The organism is Ruegeria sp. HKCCD7296, assembly GCF_013110775.1.
GTDB lineage: Bacteria > Pseudomonadota > Alphaproteobacteria > Rhodobacterales > Rhodobacteraceae > Ruegeria.
The window spans coordinates 39,557-58,463 of the sequence record NZ_WVRF01000021.1 but is presented as its reverse complement, the minus strand read 5'-3'; the positions used below and the strand labels follow the sequence as shown (position 1 = coordinate 58,463).

Sequence of the window (18,907 nt, the reverse complement as noted above, 5' to 3'; positions counted from 1 at the left end):
CTTAAGCCTGAAAAAGTAGCTTTCCAAAGGATAATCTACAAACGGACCTGGTGTCACTTTCTAACAGCTTTTTTGACGGGTTTTGTGTTAAGGGCTTGGTTCGCAAAGTGGTCGCAAATGCATGCATCAGCGAATGATCAGATTGTTGCCTTCAATGTTCAAATCTATGAAGCAGGCTCGCTGCCAGATTGATCGCTAAGCTCGTATCATACAAAAGACTGGTTTTTTTTAGGGCGTCGTTGTGCTCAAGGTCAAAATTGGTCGCTACATGGTGTATGGTCGCGGTAAGTACACTGCAAATGCAGGCGAGGCAGTTTCTTCACTGGGGGTACCATTCGGGGTATCGAGTAGTATTTGCTAATATTTTGTAATTTAAAAATATACACTTACTTTAACTTATGTATTCCGCCCCCGGCACCATCTCAATGCTTTAACTCATTAACTTTAATTCAAAAAAAACCACTATTTACTTCATTCATCCACCCTAATGACCACCATTTATGTGTAGATAGTTTTGCGACAACGGAGCGATGCAACCCGAACTGCTTTGGGATGCATCTAAAAATTGGAGCCGCACCGTATCTTTTGGCCTCCTTGCGCAATTCGAAGTTCCAGTAGAGCGTTCACACTGTTTCGCGGCGTCTATTCTGTTCGCCAATACAAACGCCTTCGACAGCATAACATCAATAAATGCGAAACACTCTCTCTTAGATCAGAACACAATCTGTCCCAAAATACTTGATGACGGACACTCAGACTTTATTCAGGCAAACTACGAAAGGTTGTCAATTCGCACTAGGCGGCTTTGTCCGCACGGCGGCCCTTCTTCACAGCCAGTATCGAGCGATTTCAGCGAACTGCGGCTTTTGATGGGTCGCGCCTTAGCGTCAATACCAACTGTGCAACGGCCCTTACGGGCCGTTGGCTCTTGGAGGCGAGAATAGCCGAATGAATTAAATTGCCAATGCAATGCAGTGCGTGCTCTGTGTTGGGGTCTCTCTATCTTTGCTACCTCGTCCAGGCTATGGTTTCACTATTGGTATTATAGTTTCACCATTGGTATAAGGAGCACTTTCATGGCAAAGGCTTTTTCTGTTTTGACCTGGAACGTCGAGCATTTCGGGGCAACCGACAAAAAGAAGAAAACACCAAAGAAACCAATTCAACCAATCATTGATGAGATTGCGGCAGTCAATCCAGACATTGTGGCGATCATCGAGGTGCGCAGCAGCATCGTGGCCCAATACTTGATGAACTCGATGCCCAACCATTTCTTCTTCATAACCGAAGGTGAGCAGATGCAGGAGATTTTGGTCGGAATCCGGAAAACTCTTCCTGCGTTCGTTACACAGAAGAACGAGTTTCAGGCCGGACAAACAAGCCTACGCCCCGGATTGCTGGTTACACCGACGATAGATGGCGAGGCCTATCCAATTCTCTTCCTCCATGTGAAGTCAATGCCCGATCCGCGTGGGTTTGGCATTCGGAATTACATGATCGACAAGGCATTTGATTTCCGAAACGTCCTGAAGAAGGCGGCGGGTGGAAAGACCCCGAACTACATTTTTTTGGGGGATCTGAATACAATGGGCATGGAGTATTTTGGTTCAGACAAGGACATCAGCGGAGAGAGGGAGATAAAGGAGCTTGCCGCCGCTGCCAAGCGCAGGAACATGCAATTGCTGACAAAAAGCGAAGGCGCAACCTATTGGAGCGAGCGTTATGGTCCAAGTGATCTGGACCATGTCGTGGCGATGGATCATCTAAAATTCAAATCATTCGGCGGCGCAGATGTAAAGGTAAGCGGCTGGAATGACAAATCTAACAAGGCGCAGAGGAAGGCTTGGGTGAAGAAATTCTCGGATCACGCAATGCTATATCTGGAAGTTCAGAAGGTTTAACTCAAATTGGCACAGCTTGCCACGCTACCAGATCGGGCTAATCCATTACTACAGTCTGGTCTGGGTCTATTCTGTTCGTCTAAGCTTAGCTTTTTGTGCCTTGAGCGCCCCAATAAAACGACCTAACGGAGCCGTTTGATCTTGATGCACTGAGCTTGAAATAGTCATTCGACCATTTTGCTCAGATAGCGGCTGTGTGTCTTGATTAGAGAATTCACGCGCGCCAGATTTTTCTCTGGAGGTGAATGTCGGCAAATCGGGTTGTGGCCGCAACACCTAAACGTCTCGCTCAACGTCGGCTTACCGATCTATTCATCTTGCGTGGTACCCCTGCCTTTACCCGGTCGGATAAAGGGTCTGAATTCTTTGTACAAGCCGTTCGGAACCCTATCGCCTCTGATACCGCGAAAATCGCCTAAATCGCGCCAAGTTAACACTGGAAAAGCGGATATTGCGAAAACTTCAACGGTAGAATGAGGGACGAACTTCTCAACGGTGAGAAGTCTACAGCTTGCGCGAGGCTCAAATTCTGATCGAACAGCGGAGGAAACACTACAATACGATGAGACCGCGAAGTGCACTGGGCTATCGCCCGCCAGCGCCCGAAACCTTCATCTGGGTGGAGCTGAGGCCAATCATATAAGAATAATCAAATTGGAGCAGTCAGACCGGGTTGCTCAAGGGGTCGTGTAAAACAACATCTGGTCTCTAAATGCTATTGCCGAAGTGAACAAATACCTCGTAGCTCAGTTCGTTTCCATTCGGCCGTTTGACGATCAAATGGAAGGTCAATCCTCAAAGAGTTAATATTGATCGTTTTGACAAGTCCGTCGGCTTGATGCAGAATTTTGCGACGCGTTAATATCTACACATTCAATACCTTCTTTTCGATGTGCTGTTGGTTGGGGGATAGGCTGTGAGTGATCTAAAAGCCTGGTTGGCCTCCGTAAAAATGGAAAGATACCTCGCAACTTTTGAGGAAAACTCTGTTGACCTCGATGTTGTTGCCTTATTGACTGACGAAGACCTAGCCCGTCTCAATATCCCCTTAGGCGACAGAAAACGCCTAATACGAGCCGCACAATTGTTGGGGGAAAACTCGACCGTTGCGTCAATTCATGCCCAAGAACCAGCTGTCAAAAGCATCCACGAGGGATCGACCACCTCTGAAAGGCTGATTGGTGAACTGCGTCAGATGACAATAATGTTTGTCGACCTAGTGAATTCGACCGGTCTAGTGCAGGAGCTTGGTGTTGAGGCTTACCGAGATATTTTAAAGGAGTTCCAGCAGTGTAGCACCGAGGCCATTCATGACAACTTTGGGTTTTTTGCCCAACTTGTTGGTGACGGGATAGTTTCATATTTTGGTTTTCCAAACGCAAAGGAAGATGATGCTGAGCGAGCCGCGTTAAGTGCCTTGCAGATAATGGAGAAAATTCGACTTTGGGATATGAAGGTACCGCAGAAGTTATCTGCACGTATCGGTATCGCTACGGGTGATGTAGTTGTCGCAGACCTGGATCATACCAGTCAATCCATGGACAACATCGCATTAGGAGATATTCCCAACTTGGCTGCTCGACTTCAGACAGTCGCGACACCTGGACAAATTGCGATTTCTGAACGCACGCAGCAACTGTTGGGAAGCAATTTCAAATGCAAGGCGATTGGTAATCACCAATTGAAGGGGTTCGTTGATCCCGTTAAAGTTTGGCTGGTTGAAGGAGCCAAAAACACCGAACTCCGCTTTGACAAGCGCAAACGTGGCGATCTGACACCTCTGATTGGGCGCAAGTCGGAACTAGACCTAATACGCGGTCGTTGGGTGATGTCCTGCCAGCGCGAAGGACAGGCGGTCTTTCTTTCCGGAGAAGCCGGAATAGGAAAATCGCGACTTGCGGAAGAAACTCTTAAACACTTGGCTTTAGCGAATGGGCGACGCCTAGTGTTTCAATGTTCGCCTTACCATCAAAACAGCCCGTTTTATCCGGTCAAGTCACACCTTGATTATGTTATCGGCCTTGAAGATGGGGACACTCAGGAAACGAAACTGAGGAAACTACAATCATTTGTGGCTTCAGGCGAGCAATACACGAAGGAGTTTCTTGCACCGCTTTCAGAGCTTCTGTCGATCGAAGGCGTTGGAAAAATTGATTTTTCGTCGCCCGAAGGAACCAAATCTAGAATAACGAACGCTTTGCTGCGATATGTTGAGAAGATGGCCGAGCAAAGCCCTGTCCTTATCCTTTTTGAGGATCTGCATTGGGTGGACCCATCATCAGAAGAACTGCTGAGCAATTTGATCGACCGATTGGACGAATTACGCGTGATGGTACTCGGCACTTATCGACCTGAGTATGTTCCGCGTTGGCATGGCAATTCCAAGGTCACTACTCTTTCATTGTCACGATTGAGTAACAATGAGACGCGCCATCTTGTGGAGGTGCTACTAAATTCAAGCGATATACGTCGTACCGTTGAAGCGACCATCGCAAAGCGATCAGAAGGTGTTCCCCTGTTCGTCGAAGAACTGGTTAACATGTTTCAGCGTGTTGGTTTGGACGGTGTAAAAGACGCTCCGCTAAACGACGATTCAGAATTTCCAACGACTTTGAAAGATTTGTTTCGTGCCCGGCTTGATCACCTCAAGGTGGCACCTGACACAATTTCAGTTTGCGCTGCATTGGGGCGAAGTTTCTCGTTGCAACTAGTGGCGGCAATGGCTGGTCGAGATGTTTCTGAAATAGAACACGAACTTAACACGCTTGTTCGTGCGCAGATACTGGTCATGAAATCAGGCAGGGGAGAAGATAGTTTCTCGTTTCGACACGCGCTAATACGCGACACTGCTTACGATGCCATACTACCTCAGAAGGCCAAGCAACTACACCATCGTATTGCAAACGTAATGACGCGGGATTTCCCCAATTACTGCGATCGCAACCCGGAGATCCTTGCCCTTCATTTTAAAGAAGCCGAAAACCATGCGGCAGCTCGGGATCAGTGGAAGCTGGCAGCTCAAGTAAGTTTGCAGAAATTCGCTAGCCAAGAAGCAGTCGCGCACCTTTCAGCTGCTCTTGAAGCGCATAATAGTCTGGACTGGGAGGCTGGGTCGGATGAGATTGAAATCGAACTGCGACAGAACCTATATTTGGCGCTCGAAATGCGTGGTTGGGGATCTCCTGATATTGGCGTGAACCTCGACCGTTTGATCCAACTCAAAGAGAAGGTCGGAGATAAAGAGGCCGTTTTCACTAACCTCAATCAACTCGCAGGGGACAATCTCATTGCCGGACGGCCAGACGTCGCGTTCGAGCATTGTGAACGCATGGCGCTTGTCATAGAAACCGAAACGTCATCGGCTATGCATACCCTTTGTCACCATTATAAGGGGATGGCGCTTGTTCTGTTGGGTGAATTTGACCGAGCGATTTCTCATTTTGATCTCGCCTTGAAATTTCACAAACAATCAGACCCCGAGGATCTGCACCGTTACTATCCGGCAAACTCAGCCGTCGTTGACACCGTGATGCGGTGTTGGGCCATCGCGCTGAAGGAATTGAAGCTCGAAGCAATTCAAGATGAGCTTGAGGCCGCGATTGCACTCACTAACGCGCAAACAAGCGAGTTTACCAGATGTTATGCACTTAGCATCATCGCAACGATCTATTGTACTGTAAACGACCCCGAGCGATCCCGTGAATTTGCCTCCGAAGCACATCGAACGAGCGAAAAGATCGAGTTCCAGTATTGGGAAGCGTGGTCAAGCATCATTCTTGGTTGGGCAGAAGCCAAATGCGGAAGCGCAGATGGCGGCATCGAAAGGATACGGTCGGGTCTAGAGAGATACAAAGCTACCGGGTCGGGTCAGATCGTAGCATTTTCTCACACATTGCTTGCCTCAGCATGCCTTTGCAAAGGCGAAGTAGAAGAGGCTGCCAGTCAGATCGCTAAAGCAAAGAAACTCTTAGAGGATTCCCCGATAAGATTTCACGATCTTCTGACGGACAAAATCGTTAGAGAAGTCGAAATTCAATTCGGTTCGCCAGGATCGAATAGCTGACCCAAATTACGGCTTATGATAGTACCAAGATTCATTTTTGCAAAATCACTGAGTTTTTGAAGCACTTTGTGGTATGTATATAACTTACTGTTTTGTCTGGAGGCGATTATGCGAAAGTACTTGTTGGGGACAGTATTGGCGACATCCATGGGTTTTGTTCTGACTGGCTGTACACAAGGGCCAATTAACTCGGAAACAGGAGAAATCTTTAATGTACAAAGCATCCCAGATCTAAAATTTGTAGCTGGAGGATCTAACGGTAACCGTAACGATCCTCCAAAAAAAATAGCAGATCTGGATGAGCAAGAGTTCGTAAATGTATTGCATGTACTTGCGCCGGATCAGTGCGAAAGAAATGGTTCATTGAACGCTTGTATTCAAAGACTAAAGAATGACACCAAGAAGTTTGGAAGTTTGTCGGGAATTACAGGTCAATCTTTGGTTCGAGTTGCAGAAGCGGGCAGGAAAGCAAACGGGAAAACGGAGGTCTTTGTTAAAGGCCAAATCCTAGAAAAATGCGCTCATGACCCGGCTTTGCAGGGCTACCATTACGAGAATGGCAACTTACGACTTTGCGTTCTAATGGTAACCGAAATCCCCAAAGCTAAGAACAAAAACAATAAGTTCCGTTATCAGTATTTCCACGTTGAAGCATCAAGCGCTCGCGTCGAAAAAAGAAACAACAACGATCCCAACAACATTTTTCCGGCCGCGGCTAATGCAACGGGTTTGAAAATCAAAGCTTCGCCGGACAATCAAAACTTGAATTATAAGTTGTATGCAAATGGGCGAAACATTCGCGTTGTAAACTACTGGGAGGCGAATGCTAAAAGCAAAAATAGCAACCCAGCATGGAAGATGTACACCAGCGCTACTGCGGGAATGCCACCGCGCATCGCTGCGTACTTTAAGGTGGACCCTGACGCGTGTGTTGACATGCTGTTTCCCACAACCCCACCACCGACACTACAACCCGGAGCCGCTGCTGGCGTTCATTACTGTTTAGGACGCTGCAAAAATCCACCAATCGTGAACACAAAATAAGTCGGCAACATTCTGCGGCGGACGAGCATCCCTTTGCAGGCTCCCGCCGCAAATAGTGCTTGCTTCGTCAGGATCAATTCTTGAGCGGGCGAGGCTATTTCTGTTGTTCTGCTGGCTCGGTCTCGGACTGACCAGTAGGATGATGGGATCATCATCATCCGGACAGCGGCGCGCATCGTTCAGCCAGAGAAGCGGGTCGCAGACTACAAGCAGTTCGGGTGCAGGTCTGAAAAGATTTGCCTCAATAAGTGTGGACTGGCGCCGGAAGGTATCGAGACGGCGTAGATCGCGATCCATGTCGAGGACAAAGCAAACGTCTGCCTGATCAAGCGCCAACCCAGCCCACGCGAAGCCAACCGGGGCTCGTTACCAAATTATCTGCCACTTATCGAGAATCCGCACTCCTAGCTCAACCAATCACTGTCCGACTTGAAACGGGTCAATATCAGCCGCCTCATGCCCTGGAGCTGCACCGCAGAAGTGTGATCGGCGCACCGCTTTCTCTTGAAACCCAGTTTCCATAAGCTCTACACAACGTGACGCAGTTTTTTGTAACTTCTTAAAATCAAGTATGAAACTTGATCGAAAATCCTCGAGGCGGTGGTTCGCTTCCGCCCCGGCACCTTTTTTGGCTGAACTTTTAAGTGCTTTCTAGATGGTCATTTCGGCCTTGGGCTGCACGGCTTCGTGATGCTCAATTGATCATAGGCCCATTAACCCTGTCCTGTACTGTCTTTGCCTTTAAGGAAATCGGCTAAGCGCGCGTTGTGCTGTTTTACGGCTACGGCTGCGGCCTTGGAGAAATCCGACCAGGGCCATTTCTGGGAGTCAACGGATTTGGACAGTTGCGCAAATAGCGGGTTATCCGCTTCGTCCTGGTTCTCGGCGATTTGGACCGAGACGCGATAGTCCGATGTGTCGTGGCCCTCGTTATACATGCGCAACGAGGCGAGATTGGCGTCCTCGTCAATCAACACGATTGCGCCTCCGATAAGCGGTTTGACTTCGGGGCTGTCGACAACCCAGCCGCCGCTGTTGTAGGCGGCGAAACTTGGCACAAAAAAATGTTCCAACGGCATGATCGATTCAAAAGGTTTGTGTGTGTGGCCAAATACAAGAGAAATTTGTGAAGGAACGCTCGGGCCGAACTCTGATTTTATTTGCTCTTGAACAGGGAGCTGCATGAACCGTTTGACGCCGGCTCCGTCGTCGCTGAGCAATGTATCAGTCTGCCCACGTTCAAAATAATCTGTGACCAGCGCGCTGACCATCTCGCCGACGCCGTTGGCAAGTGTCTTCCCGCTCGCGCCGCCCTTTTTAAGAACCAGATTTCGGGCAGCACTACCCAGCAGTGATCCAATCGCTTTGGGGCTGTTTTCAGTATTATAGACGTTTTCTTCGTCGACCCCGATGTGCCCAGATCGGCCCAGAACCGACCAGACGAAATCGATCCAGGCAAAGTTCTGCGCCTCCCATGCCTCCATCGTCTCGGGCGGAGTAGTCTTTGGGTACAGAAGATCTGCGAACTCACTGACCATCAGATAGGCGTCTTCGATGAAGTGCCCATGGCTGACCACGATCAGCCTGTTCCCGGACGTGATGGCGAAGTTTGGATAAACGGTTTTGATCCGGGTTTCTGAAAGCCAGGGAAGGCTGTGTGTGATTGCATTCACGAAATAGCTTGGCACCCCTTGCGGGTCGCGCATCGGAGTGATGTGCGGTGGGCGGGGCAGGGGATTGCTCCAATCGGCGGAACTCAAAGACTCTGCATATTGGCGTTCTCGACAGGTTTCCCACAGGTGATGGTCGTGATTGCCGGGAATGAACACAATCTCGGGGTCGAAAAGCCGGGCGGCCGGGTCTTCCGGCATGGTCAGTTCAAGAAAGTGCCGAAACGCCATTGCAGCGACATTTTCGGTGCTGAAGGCCAGATCAAGAATGTCGCCATTCAGAATAAGCGTTGGCAGTCGGTCGCGTGAGTTTTCGTTGATCAGGTGCCTCAGGCAGTTCGCCAGGTGGATCAGAACATCGCTTGGGTGCATCGGGTCTACTTGCCCGTTGGTTGCGTCCAGACGGGTTAAAATACTGTTATCCGCCCCGAAATGCATATCCGAAAGACAGACATATCTGATGTCGCCCATAATCCACCCAATATATATGTTTTAATAACGTTTTGTTGCCTCGTGCTCGTCTTGAACACGAGGGCTGACTATTTCTGAGAGGTATCACAAAACTTGACCTAGTGACACCTTTGCGTGTTTGTTTGAACAATAGCTTGCTTTTAACTAGACTGTTTTTTCATTTTTGCGCGCAGGTGACCTTATGGCAAAGACCTCCGCTGGTACTCATAAAGACTCTGGACTCAGCGGTGAGAGGCGGCGGCTTGTTCTTGCTTTTGTCGATGTTGTGGGCTCTACCGAGCTAAGCACCAAGATGGATTCCGAAGATTTCGCCGATCTTATGTTGGCGTTTCAAAAGTTCGGAAGTGCGGCATTCGAAAAATTCGGTGGAAAAATCGCGCATTATCTGGGTGATGGGCTTCTTGTTTATTTCGGGTACCCACAAGCGCAGGAAAATGACGCAGAACGGGCCGTGCGCGCGGCTTTTGAGATGCTGGAGGGGTTGGGCCAAGTCGGTCAGTCCCGGCTTAAGGCGCCGCTGCAAGCGCGTGTCGGTATCCATGCCGGGCCAGTGGTCGTCGGTCAAAGTAGCGAAGGTCTGGGTGACATTCTATTGGGTGAGACCGTGAATGTTGCTGCGCGTATTCAATCAGCAGCATCGCCGGGCACGATCTTCACCAGTGAATCCGCACTGCAATTGCTGAAAGGAAAGTTCGCTTCAAGACCCCAGCCACCGGTTCAGCTGAAGGGGATTGCAGACAAAGTAGTTCTTCATCAATTGCGCCGATCCGCGGCGGCAAAGCGATCTGCGGTGCGGCAAATGAATGCTCTGGTGGGTCGAAGCGAGGAGCTGTCCGCGCTGACCTCAGAATTTGGGGCGGTTCTTAATGGCTCTAGGTCCAGTGTGAGCATCGTTGCTGAGCCCGGATTGGGAAAAAGTTCGTTGATCGACAGGTTTCAGGCCGGTCTTAATGAAACGCCGCATACCTGGCTTGAGGCCAGGTGTGATGTATTGCAGACCGGCGCGGCCCTGCATCCGTTCATCGAATTGGCGTTGAAAAGTCTGGGGATTGCAGATCCACAGGAAACTGAGGACGCCGCGTCCCGGTTGCAAGACGGTTTGGCAGCTTGGGACGATAGGCCGGACAATGCGTTTCCCGTCATTGCCAACCTTCTGGGTATCTATGTGCCGGAATCCTCAGAGCTGGCGAACAAGAGCCCAGAAAGTCTGCGCAAGCTGACGTTGGAAACCTTGGTGCGCTGGATCGAGTTTCTGTCTAATCAGCGCCCTGTCGTTTTGGTTTGCGAAGATTTGCATTGGAGCGATGCGACGACGATCGACTTGCTGAACTTGATGTTGGAGAGGGATACGCCTGCGAAGGTCCTGTGCGTCGTCACTTCGCGACATGCCAAAGACGGGGTGGCAAAGAAACTGCTAGGCCGCGTTATCGAACTGGCGACGCTGGAAGACACTGAGGCGCATGAGCTCATTCGCGTGATCGATGACGCTCAGCGTCTCAGCGCCGAAGACATACAGCAACTGATTGATCGGGCGCAGGGTGTGCCGTTGTTTCTGGAAGAACTGACGCGACAAGCGCTGCGTGATGAGGCCGGGCGTCATTCCCTCATACCGACATCACTTGACGGTCTTGTCATGCAACAGCTTGACCGTCTGTCGGGCAACGCGAAAGGTACCGCTCAGGTGGCTTCTGTTCTGGGGCAGGTGTTTGATCGGACGCTTCTGGCAGCGGTCTCGGAACTCGACGCCGATGGATTGGATGCGGCGCTTGACCAGCTACTGGAGGCTGATCTTATCCGGCGGCATGAAGGTCAACCAGACAGCTATTTCTTCCGCCACGCCCTGACCCGCGATGGGGCTTACAGCACTTTGCTGCGTCAGCGTCGCAAGGCGCTTCATGCAGTAACGGCAGATCAGTTGACGACCCAGTTCAGCCGGCAAGGAGGCATGGCTCCGTCTGTGGTGGCCTACCATTTGCTTGAGTCCGAGCAGTTCAACCCAGCTGCGGAGTGGTTCAAAAAAGCAGGTCGAAGCGCAGCAAAACAGGCTGCGGTCGAGGACGCCGCAACCCTGTACAGGCGCGCGCTAGAAGCGTTGGAAGGCGCACCGGAATCGCCCGAGCGCCACGTCTCTGAGCTGTCGCTACAGATATTGCTGGGTAACGCTTTGATGGGAGTGCGCGGGTTTGGATCAGATGAAATCGTTCCGGTATGGGAACGTGCGCTGAGCATAGCAGAAACGCTAAAGGACTATGATGAGCGGTCCTCGGCACTGAATGGGTTGGCCGCCTATTGGATTGGGAAGGGCGACTGCGGCAAAGCCTGTGACTTTGCGCTTCAGATATTGTCGTGGTCAGAACCTGCCAATCATCGCATTGGGTTGCTTCGGGCCCATTCTTCACTGGCAAATGCGAAGTTTCAGATCGGTGATGTACAAGACGCGCTGGACCATGCGGAAACGGCGGTCGCGCTGTATCAACCCGAAGATTTTGCAAATGTGACCTACGGTGTCGGTACCGATCAGGGTGTTGTGGCCTATGGGGCTGCTGCGGCCTCGCATTGGTGGTTAGGGGCGGCGCAAACCGGTCTCAGACGGGCATGTCAGGGGGTTGCCCTTGCCGAAGGGCTTGAATCCGCCCTCAGCCTTGCCGCCGCACGCTCTTATCTGGCGCTCATTCATCATTACCGAGGGGATGAGGCGTTGGCTTATGAGGTCGCGGACGAAACAGTTATGTTCTGCGCCAATCTTGGGATACCGTTTTGGCAAGGGTTATGCCTGCTACTGCGCGCGGGTCAAAAGGTTGATCCGCCTGCACAACGCCTGCAAGACATCGAAGCGGGGCTTGGCATCCTGTCCGGCAGCGGCAGTCAGTCTGCTGTGGGTCTGGGCTTTGCCATTATGGCCAGCGCGCATACGGATCAGGGCAACCCCGAAATAGCGCTGGGCGTGTTGCAAACAGGCAGCCAGATGTCGGCGATGTTGGGTCAGCATTTCTGGGACGCTGAACTGAAACGTCTGTTGGGTGTGGTGCAGGCAACGATGGGTGACCGCACCGCAGCGGTCGAAAGCCTGTCCGAAGCTGTGGACCTGGCACGCGGCAACAATGCCCGCTCGTTGGAGTTGCGGGCTTTGCTGACGCTGGATGACGTACTCGGAACCGAGGATCGGACCACCCGAAATCGGTTGGCGACTGTTCTCAAGGCACTCGAGCCCGGCACAGACACTCCGGATGCGCAAAGGGCATCCCGCGTTCTTACTGCCGTTAATACCTGAAGTTTATTTGTGGAGCTTTTTCAAATGTCAGAACAGATCGTTTATTGCTCGGGGCCGATGTTCAGCGTCGGGGATCTTTGGGAGCAGCAGAACATTGCCGCCGTGCTTGAGGCCGGTGGGTTCACAACCTATCTGCCGCAGAGGGACGGGCTTGAAGTTGGCAAGCTGATGGCTTTGCTTCTTGATCCCCAGATTTCATCGCAAGAAGGGCAAATCGCGCTCTCGATCGTGCGCAAAGTCACTTATTCGCTGGATATCTATCAGTTGATCGGTCGGTGTACATGTTTGGTTTTCAACATGGATGGGCGTGTGCCTGACGGGGGCAGTCTGGTTGAATCCTCTATTGCCTATGCGGCCGGCAAACCGATCGTGATCTACAAAACCACACCGATCACAATGCTGGCCGGGACCGACAATCCCATGATCGAGGGGCTGTCCACCAGTTGGACCTATGTCCATGACACAGTCGACATCGTTCCGGCCCTGCAGGCCCGTATCGCGGCGCAATCCGATGCGGACTATGTGTATACCCCGCCACCGGTTGTTGGCCTTGTGCTTGAGGTCGGGGCAAGCGTCGCGGACAAAAACTCAAAACTGCGACAAATCCTGGCGGCCATCTCTGCTGCGCCAACAGGACCTGACGCGCTGAAAGAGGCCAAGGCGCTGCTGGAATGGGCCAAGACGGACAAAGCCTTTCAGGCGGCGTTTGGGTCCGGCCAAACAAGCTTTCTGGGGTCTGACGGTCAGCACAAACTCGTCAACCTGTAGCGGTATTTCCCGCCAGCCAAAGGCAGAAACCAAAAAAGAGGGCAAGGCTAGGTGACTTGTGCTCTTTGATCATCCATCCCCATTGAAACCAGAAATGGTGCGGTGCGTTGTACGCTTTGGAAGGCGGCCTTGTCACCCAGCCCGTCCCAATTGCTGAGGATTAGGGATTGCGCCACAGCCCCGCCCAACGTGGTGCCGGGGCCGGTGACGATGAACAGATCCGGCGCGAACTCTCGAGCGGCCTGCGCAATCGCATGGGTAAAGTCGTAGGTTTCCGTGACCTGATGACCCAATGTGTAGTCCCACAGCGCGTGCGTGTCACAAGCTCCGGGCCACCAGATATGGCCGCGCCCGTCGATCATCGGAAGACCGGGTTGGTGGAAAAGATCTACACCCAGTCGCGCGCGCCCCTGTGCGGCGACGGGGGCTTGAAGGTGTGAATGAAAGCCCGCATGGTTGGCGAGGCGCAAAGGGAAGCGCTCCTGCACCACCGGTACGGCTTGTTCGAACGCAGCAAGCCCGGCTTCATCCCCGGCCAGAACCAACATTCCTCCCAGATCAATCGACAGAGTCAGCGTTGCGCTCGTGCCGTCGATCCGGTCGATCAGAGCCATCAGCTCGGCCTTGCGGGCTGGATCCGGGTGCCAATCCGCGTTCAGAAATGGATAAACCAGTTGCCCGCCAATCATGTTGTCCTGCATCAGCGTGCCCATTGTGTTGACAACCTCGAACCCACCTTCGGCGGTTAGCGCATCCGCGCAGGCCAGGGCCGAATACCAACCCATCGAGTTACCCGTCACCGCCACCACGTCGATCTTGTTGCGGTCAATGGCACGGAAATCGCCCAGCGTCGCAGCATAGATCAGGGCCGAGGCGTTATCGCCGCGCGTATGTTTCGCAACTGAATACCGCGCTGCACCGTCCAACTCAGTCAGAGTTTCCTGTCCCTGTGCGCTGCGCATCTGGTCGAACCGCGCCAACAAAGCCTTGTCCGAGAATTGCCGCCCCAACACCCCCAGTTCGGGTTTGTTATACGTGCCCCGACCGGGGCATATGACAACGGCGGTCTGTTTTTCTTGGCTCATACCTCGGTCTCCATCAGGCGCCGCGCTGCAGCCTCGATGCTGTCTTTTGACGGCATTGTGGCGGCATAGGCCGGGCCGGTTGCGATGAAGCTGTCTTCGGCCGTGATGCGGGCCAATGGCACATTTGCGGTTTCATGAAAATGCGCCATCAGGCCCTCGGCCACACCGCCGTGGTGTCGGGTTTCGTCAACGATCAGGATACGTTTGGCCCCGGCTACGGCTTGGGTCAGCGCATCCTTCGGCAGTGGCGACAGCCACCTCAGGTCGATGATCCGGGTTTTGATTCCATCCGCCTGCAACGCCTTTTGCGCTTGGTGGCTGAGATAGACGCCATTGCCAAAAGTCACGATGGCCAGATCGTCCCCGTCACCTTCTACGCCGACCTCCCCTAACTCTATGCGCTCGGAAGGGGCGGGATAGGTTTGCATCCACCCACCATCGCCCGCTTCATGCAGATCGCGCATCGGATAGAGCGCGATGGGCTCAAGGAAGACAACGAGCCGTTGTTCTTCGCGCGCCAGTCGGACACATTCCCGCAGCATCCGCGCGGCATCTGCACCATTTGACGGGCAGGCCAGGATCAGGCCCGGAATGTCGCGCAAAACGGCGACCGAGTTATCGTTATGGAAATGCCCGCCAAAGCCTTTCTGGTATCCCAGCCCGGCGATGCGCACGACCATCGGGTTGGTGTATTGCCCGTTCGAGAAGAAGGAAAGGGTGGCCGCCTCGCCACGCAGTTGGTCTTCGGCATTGTGCAGATAGGCTAGGAATTGGATTTCCGGCATCGGAACAAAGCCATTTTGTGCCATGCCGATGGCCAGACCCAGGATCGATTGTTCGTCCAGCAAAGTGTCGATCATCCGATCAGGGCCAAAGCGCGCCTGCAATTTTTGCGTCACACCATAGACGCCGCCTTTGCGTCCGACGTCTTCGCCCATCATCACGATCTCATCGTGTTCGAGCATCAGGTCGGTTAGGGTCCAATTGATCAGGCGCGACATGATCTGAGGCTCGGATTGCGCCTTTAGATCGCTGCCGAAGATTTCGGCTCTGTGCTCTGGGCTTGGGCCATTGGTCGATGCACAGGGGCGCGCAGGTGGGATCAGGCTGGCCATCACGTCACTTGCTGTTTTCAAGCGCGGGCGGGTTACGGCTTTGTCTGCGACACGGGCGACACGTGCGCAGGTATCGGTATAGATGCCCAAGGCGTCCTCGGGCTGCATAGCCCCGGATTGTTCCAGCAGTCGGGCAGAATGCAGCAGGGGATCGTTGGCCTCTTCTGCCTCGACTTCCGACTTCGGCAGATAGGTTGTCGGCATGTCCGCCCCGGCATGACCGTAAAGGCGCACCGTGCGTACATGCAGGAAGGCGGGTTTGCGGCGGCGGCGCACGTAGTCGGCCGCCTCTTGCGCGACTCGGAATGTGTCGAACAGATCAAGCCCGTTGCAGCTGAAGTATTTCAGCCCCGGCCGATTTTGGAAGGTCGCTGCGATCCAACCCTGCGGTGTTTTGGTCGAAATACCAATACCATTGTCTTCACAACAAAACAGCAATGGCAGAGGCACAGATTGGTAAGACGTCCATTGCGCGGTGTTGAACGCCCCTTGCGAGGTTGAATGGTTGGCCGAGGCATCGCCAAAGGAACAATAGACAATCGCATCATCCGGCATGTCAGCATGTTCCGGGCGGTGGCGGCGAGCCGCGCCAATGGCATATGCCGCGCCCACCGCTTTGGGTAGGTGGCTGGCAATGGTTGAGGTCTGCGGCGGAATGCACAGTGCCTTGGACCCCAATACTTTATGCCGCCCACCGCTGATCGGGTCTTCAGAAGACGAAGCAAAAGACAGTAGAATATCCCAGGTTGGGCTTTGCCCCGGCACCTGATCAGAGCGGGCTATCTGAAAGGCGGCATCGCGATAATGCAGAAAGGCGGGATCGGTCGGGCGCAGGGCGGCGGCGACAGCTGCCATGCCTTCGTGGCCGGACGACCCAATGGTATAAAACCCCTGACCGGCTTTCTGCATCGCGCGGCTTTGCCGATCCAGCGCCCGGCTGAGGCATTGTGCACGATACAGCCGCACGGCTTCGGCCTGGGTCAAAGGGCCAGCAGGGGCGTCACCTGAAGGGAAATCCCGCGCCGCCACGCGACGCAGGAAGTTTTCGTGCACAATGGCTGCGCGATCCATGTTGACTGTCCTTAGGCGAAGGCTTGCAGGCCCGTTTGCGCGCGCCCCAAAATCAGCGCGTGTACGTCGTGTGTGCCTTCATAGGTGTTCACCGTTTCCAGATTCACCATGTGCCGGATAACGTGAAAATCCTGACTGATACCGTTGCCGCCATGCATGTCACGGGCGTGGCGCGCGATCTCAAGTGCTTTACCGCAATTGTTGCGCTTGATCAGGCTGATCATTTCGGGCGCGGCGCGGGCTTCGTCCATCAGGCGACCCACGCGAAGGGCGGCCTGCAGGCCAAGGGCAATCTCGGTCTGCATGTTGGCAAGTTTCAATTGAAACAACTGGGTTTGCGCCAAAGGTCGCCCGAATTGCTTGCGATCCATCCCGTATTGATGGGCGGCGTGCCAGCAAGCTTCGGCCGCACCCATGGTGCCCCAAGCAATCCCATACCGCGCGCGGTTCAGACAGCCGAACGGACCTTTGAGGCCCTCGACATTGGGCAACAGTGCGTCTTCTGCGACCTCAACATTGTTCATCACGATCTCACCAGTGATCGAGGCGCGCAGCGACAGTTTGCCTTCGATCTTGGGCGCGGACAGCCCGGCCATGCCCTTGTCCAGAACAAAGCCTTTGATCTTGCCGTCATGTGCCTCGGACTTGGCCCAGACCACAAACACATCCGCAATCGGCGCGTTCGAGATCCACATTTTCGAACCATTCAACACATACCCGCCTTCGGTTTTTTTGGCGACGGTCTTCATCCCGCCAGGGTCTGAACCTGCGTCGGGTTCGGTCAGGCCAAAACAGCCAATGAACTCACCACTGGCCAGTTTCGGTAGGTATTTCTGACGCTGCTCGTCGGTGCCGTAGGCATAGATCGGATACATCACCAGGCTGGACTGGACCGACATCATCGAGCGGTAACCGCTGTCGACACGCTCAACTTCACGCGCCACAAGGCCATAAGTCACATAGCTGGACCCGATGCCGCCGAACTCCTCGGGGATGGTGGTCCCCAGTAGGCCCATCTCACCCATTTCCCGGAATATGCCAGGGTCGGTTTCTTCTTTGGCAAAGGCTTCGGTCACGCGTGGCAGCAGTTTGTCCTGCGCATAGGCACGCGCGGCATCACGCACCATGCGTTCGTCTTCGGCCAGTTGGTCTTCCAGCAGGAACGGGTCTTCCCAGGTGAAGGGGCCAAGCTGCGGACGGGATTGTGGTTTCATCAGAGTTTCCTTTCTACAGCCGATTTAAGGCGTTCAAGGCCAGCTGCTATTGTATCTTGGGCGTAAGCGAAGCTCAGGCGGAAATGTCCGGGCAAGCCAAATGAACGACCGGGGACAAGGGCGACACCGGCTTCTTCCAGCACCCAGCCGCAAAAGTCCGCATCATTCTTGAAGGGTCCGCCGTGATCTGCAAGCAATTCCGCGCAAGAGGGGAAGGCATAAAAGGCCCCATCAGGCGCGTCACAACGCAGCCCAGGAACCGCGTTCAGCCCGGCAACCACAAGATCACGGCGTTGGGCGAACAGGTCGCGGCGTTCTTCCAGCAACTTCGGATCACAAGTGATAGCCGCCAAAGAGGCCCACTGCGAAATCGAACACGCGCCCGAGGTCACCTGACCTTGCACCGCCGCCATCGCCTTGATCAGTTCGGCGGGTCCAATCCCCCAACCGATGCGCCAACCGGTCATGGACCAGGCCTTGGCCACGCCATTGACGACCAACATGCGCCCGACAAGTTCTGGTGCGGCTTCGGCTACCGAGGTGAACGGAACAAAGCTGAGGCGTTGATAAATCTCATCCGCCAGAACCCAGACATGCGGGTGCTGCGCCAAAACGGTAGCCAAGCTGGCGATCTCATCCTTCGTGTAGATGGCCCCGGACGGGTTCGACGGTGTGTTGAGCATCAGCCAGCGGGTACGGGGCGTGATCGTGGCCTCAAGCTGTTCGGGCAGCAGCTTGAAGCCCTGTTCCATCGGGCAAGGCAGGACAATCGGCGTTCCTCCCGCCATGCGAACAATATCGGAATAGCTGGTCCAATAGGGCGCGGGCATGATCACCTCGTCGCCGGGGTTCAGACTTGCCAACATAGCGTTGGCAATCACTTGTTTTGCCCCGGTCGATACGATGACTTGCGCCATCTCGACCCTTGCCTGACGAGCGATCTCGGTGCGCAGGTCGGGAATACCCGCTGTCGGCGGGTATTTTGTCTTACCGTCTTGCGCTGCGGCGTGGGCCGCCTCGACCACATGTGGCGGCGTGGGCAAATCCGGCTCACCCGTTGACAGCGCCACAATATCGCGGCCATCCGCGCGCAAACGGGCAGCAGCCTCGGAAATCTGCACGATCTCAGAGAGTTCGATCCCGTTTAGCCGCTCTGCACGTTGGAACAACATGTCATTTCCTTTGAAATTCAGCATGAAACTAATGCCTAAATTACTTGAGAAAAACACCTCAA

At 53.6% G+C, this 18,907-nt stretch carries 11 protein-coding genes and 1 pseudogene; 7 read left to right on the top strand and 5 right to left on the bottom strand.

Annotation, left to right across the window (positions count from 1 at the left end; all coding sequences use genetic code 11):
* The 5 genes and pseudogenes from GS632_RS22055 to GS632_RS20270 form a co-directional block, all read left to right on the top strand.
* A partial coding sequence (locus tag GS632_RS22055; RefSeq protein ID WP_216601880.1) for a hypothetical protein occupies positions 1 to 192 on the top strand: 192 nt, incomplete at its 5' end.
* A gap of 884 nt (positions 193 to 1,076) precedes the next feature.
* On the top strand, positions 1,077 to 1,901 hold the full coding sequence (locus tag GS632_RS20285; RefSeq protein WP_171238640.1) for an endonuclease/exonuclease/phosphatase family protein: 825 nt from the start codon (positions 1,077 to 1,079) through the stop codon (positions 1,899 to 1,901).
* A 299-nt stretch (positions 1,902 to 2,200) separates the two neighbouring features.
* A pseudogene (locus GS632_RS22230) lies at positions 2,201 to 2,544 on the top strand (transposase); the annotation flags it as partial.
* Positions 2,545 to 2,817: 273 nt separating this feature from the next.
* Positions 2,818 to 5,964: an adenylate/guanylate cyclase domain-containing protein gene (locus tag GS632_RS20275; protein ID WP_171722386.1), complete on the top strand. Its 3,147-nt coding sequence runs from the start codon at positions 2,818 to 2,820 to the stop codon at positions 5,962 to 5,964.
* 108 nt (positions 5,965 to 6,072) lie between these two features.
* Entirely contained in the window at positions 6,073 to 7,008 is a 936-nt protein-coding gene (locus GS632_RS20270) for a hypothetical protein (protein WP_171175790.1), read from the top strand.
* 713 nt (positions 7,009 to 7,721) lie between these two features.
* Here the strand turns inward: GS632_RS20270 and GS632_RS20265 are convergent.
* Entirely contained in the window at positions 7,722 to 9,149 is a 1,428-nt protein-coding gene (locus tag GS632_RS20265) for a metallophosphoesterase (protein WP_171238643.1), read from the bottom strand.
* Positions 9,150 to 9,330: 181 nt separating this feature from the next.
* Here GS632_RS20265 and GS632_RS20260 point away from each other — a divergent pair, with 181 nt between their 5' ends.
* Positions 9,331 to 12,420, top strand: coding sequence for an AAA family ATPase (locus tag GS632_RS20260; protein WP_171722385.1), 3,090 nt, complete (start codon positions 9,331 to 9,333; stop codon positions 12,418 to 12,420).
* A 24-nt stretch (positions 12,421 to 12,444) separates the two neighbouring features.
* On the top strand, positions 12,445 to 13,188 hold the full coding sequence (locus GS632_RS20255) for a nucleoside 2-deoxyribosyltransferase (protein WP_171238645.1): 744 nt from the start codon (positions 12,445 to 12,447) through the stop codon (positions 13,186 to 13,188).
* 47 nt (positions 13,189 to 13,235) lie between these two features.
* On the opposite strand, the gene GS632_RS20250 is transcribed toward GS632_RS20255, so the two are convergent.
* Genes GS632_RS20250 through GS632_RS20235 form a run of 4 tightly spaced genes read right to left on the bottom strand, consistent with a single transcriptional unit; the run spans position 13,236 to position 18,845 of the window.
* Positions 13,236 to 14,273, bottom strand: a complete 1,038-nt coding sequence (locus GS632_RS20250; RefSeq protein ID WP_171238646.1) for an ACP S-malonyltransferase — start codon at positions 14,271 to 14,273, stop codon at positions 13,236 to 13,238.
* Entirely contained in the window at positions 14,270 to 16,459 is a 2,190-nt protein-coding gene (locus GS632_RS20245) for an alpha-ketoacid dehydrogenase subunit alpha/beta (protein ID WP_171722384.1), read from the bottom strand. The genes GS632_RS20250 and GS632_RS20245 overlap by 4 nt, the downstream gene beginning before the upstream one ends.
* Before the next feature lie 11 nt (positions 16,460 to 16,470).
* The gene (locus GS632_RS20240) at positions 16,471 to 17,673 is read right to left on the bottom strand and encodes an acyl-CoA dehydrogenase (protein ID WP_171238648.1); all 1,203 of its coding nucleotides are present in this window, start codon (positions 17,671 to 17,673) and stop codon (positions 16,471 to 16,473) included.
* Positions 17,673 to 18,845, bottom strand: a complete 1,173-nt coding sequence (locus GS632_RS20235; RefSeq protein ID WP_253284523.1) for a pyridoxal phosphate-dependent aminotransferase — start codon at positions 18,843 to 18,845, stop codon at positions 17,673 to 17,675. Before GS632_RS20235 ends, GS632_RS20240 begins: the two co-directional genes overlap by 1 nt.
* Between the last annotated feature and the right edge of the window lie 62 nt (positions 18,846 to 18,907).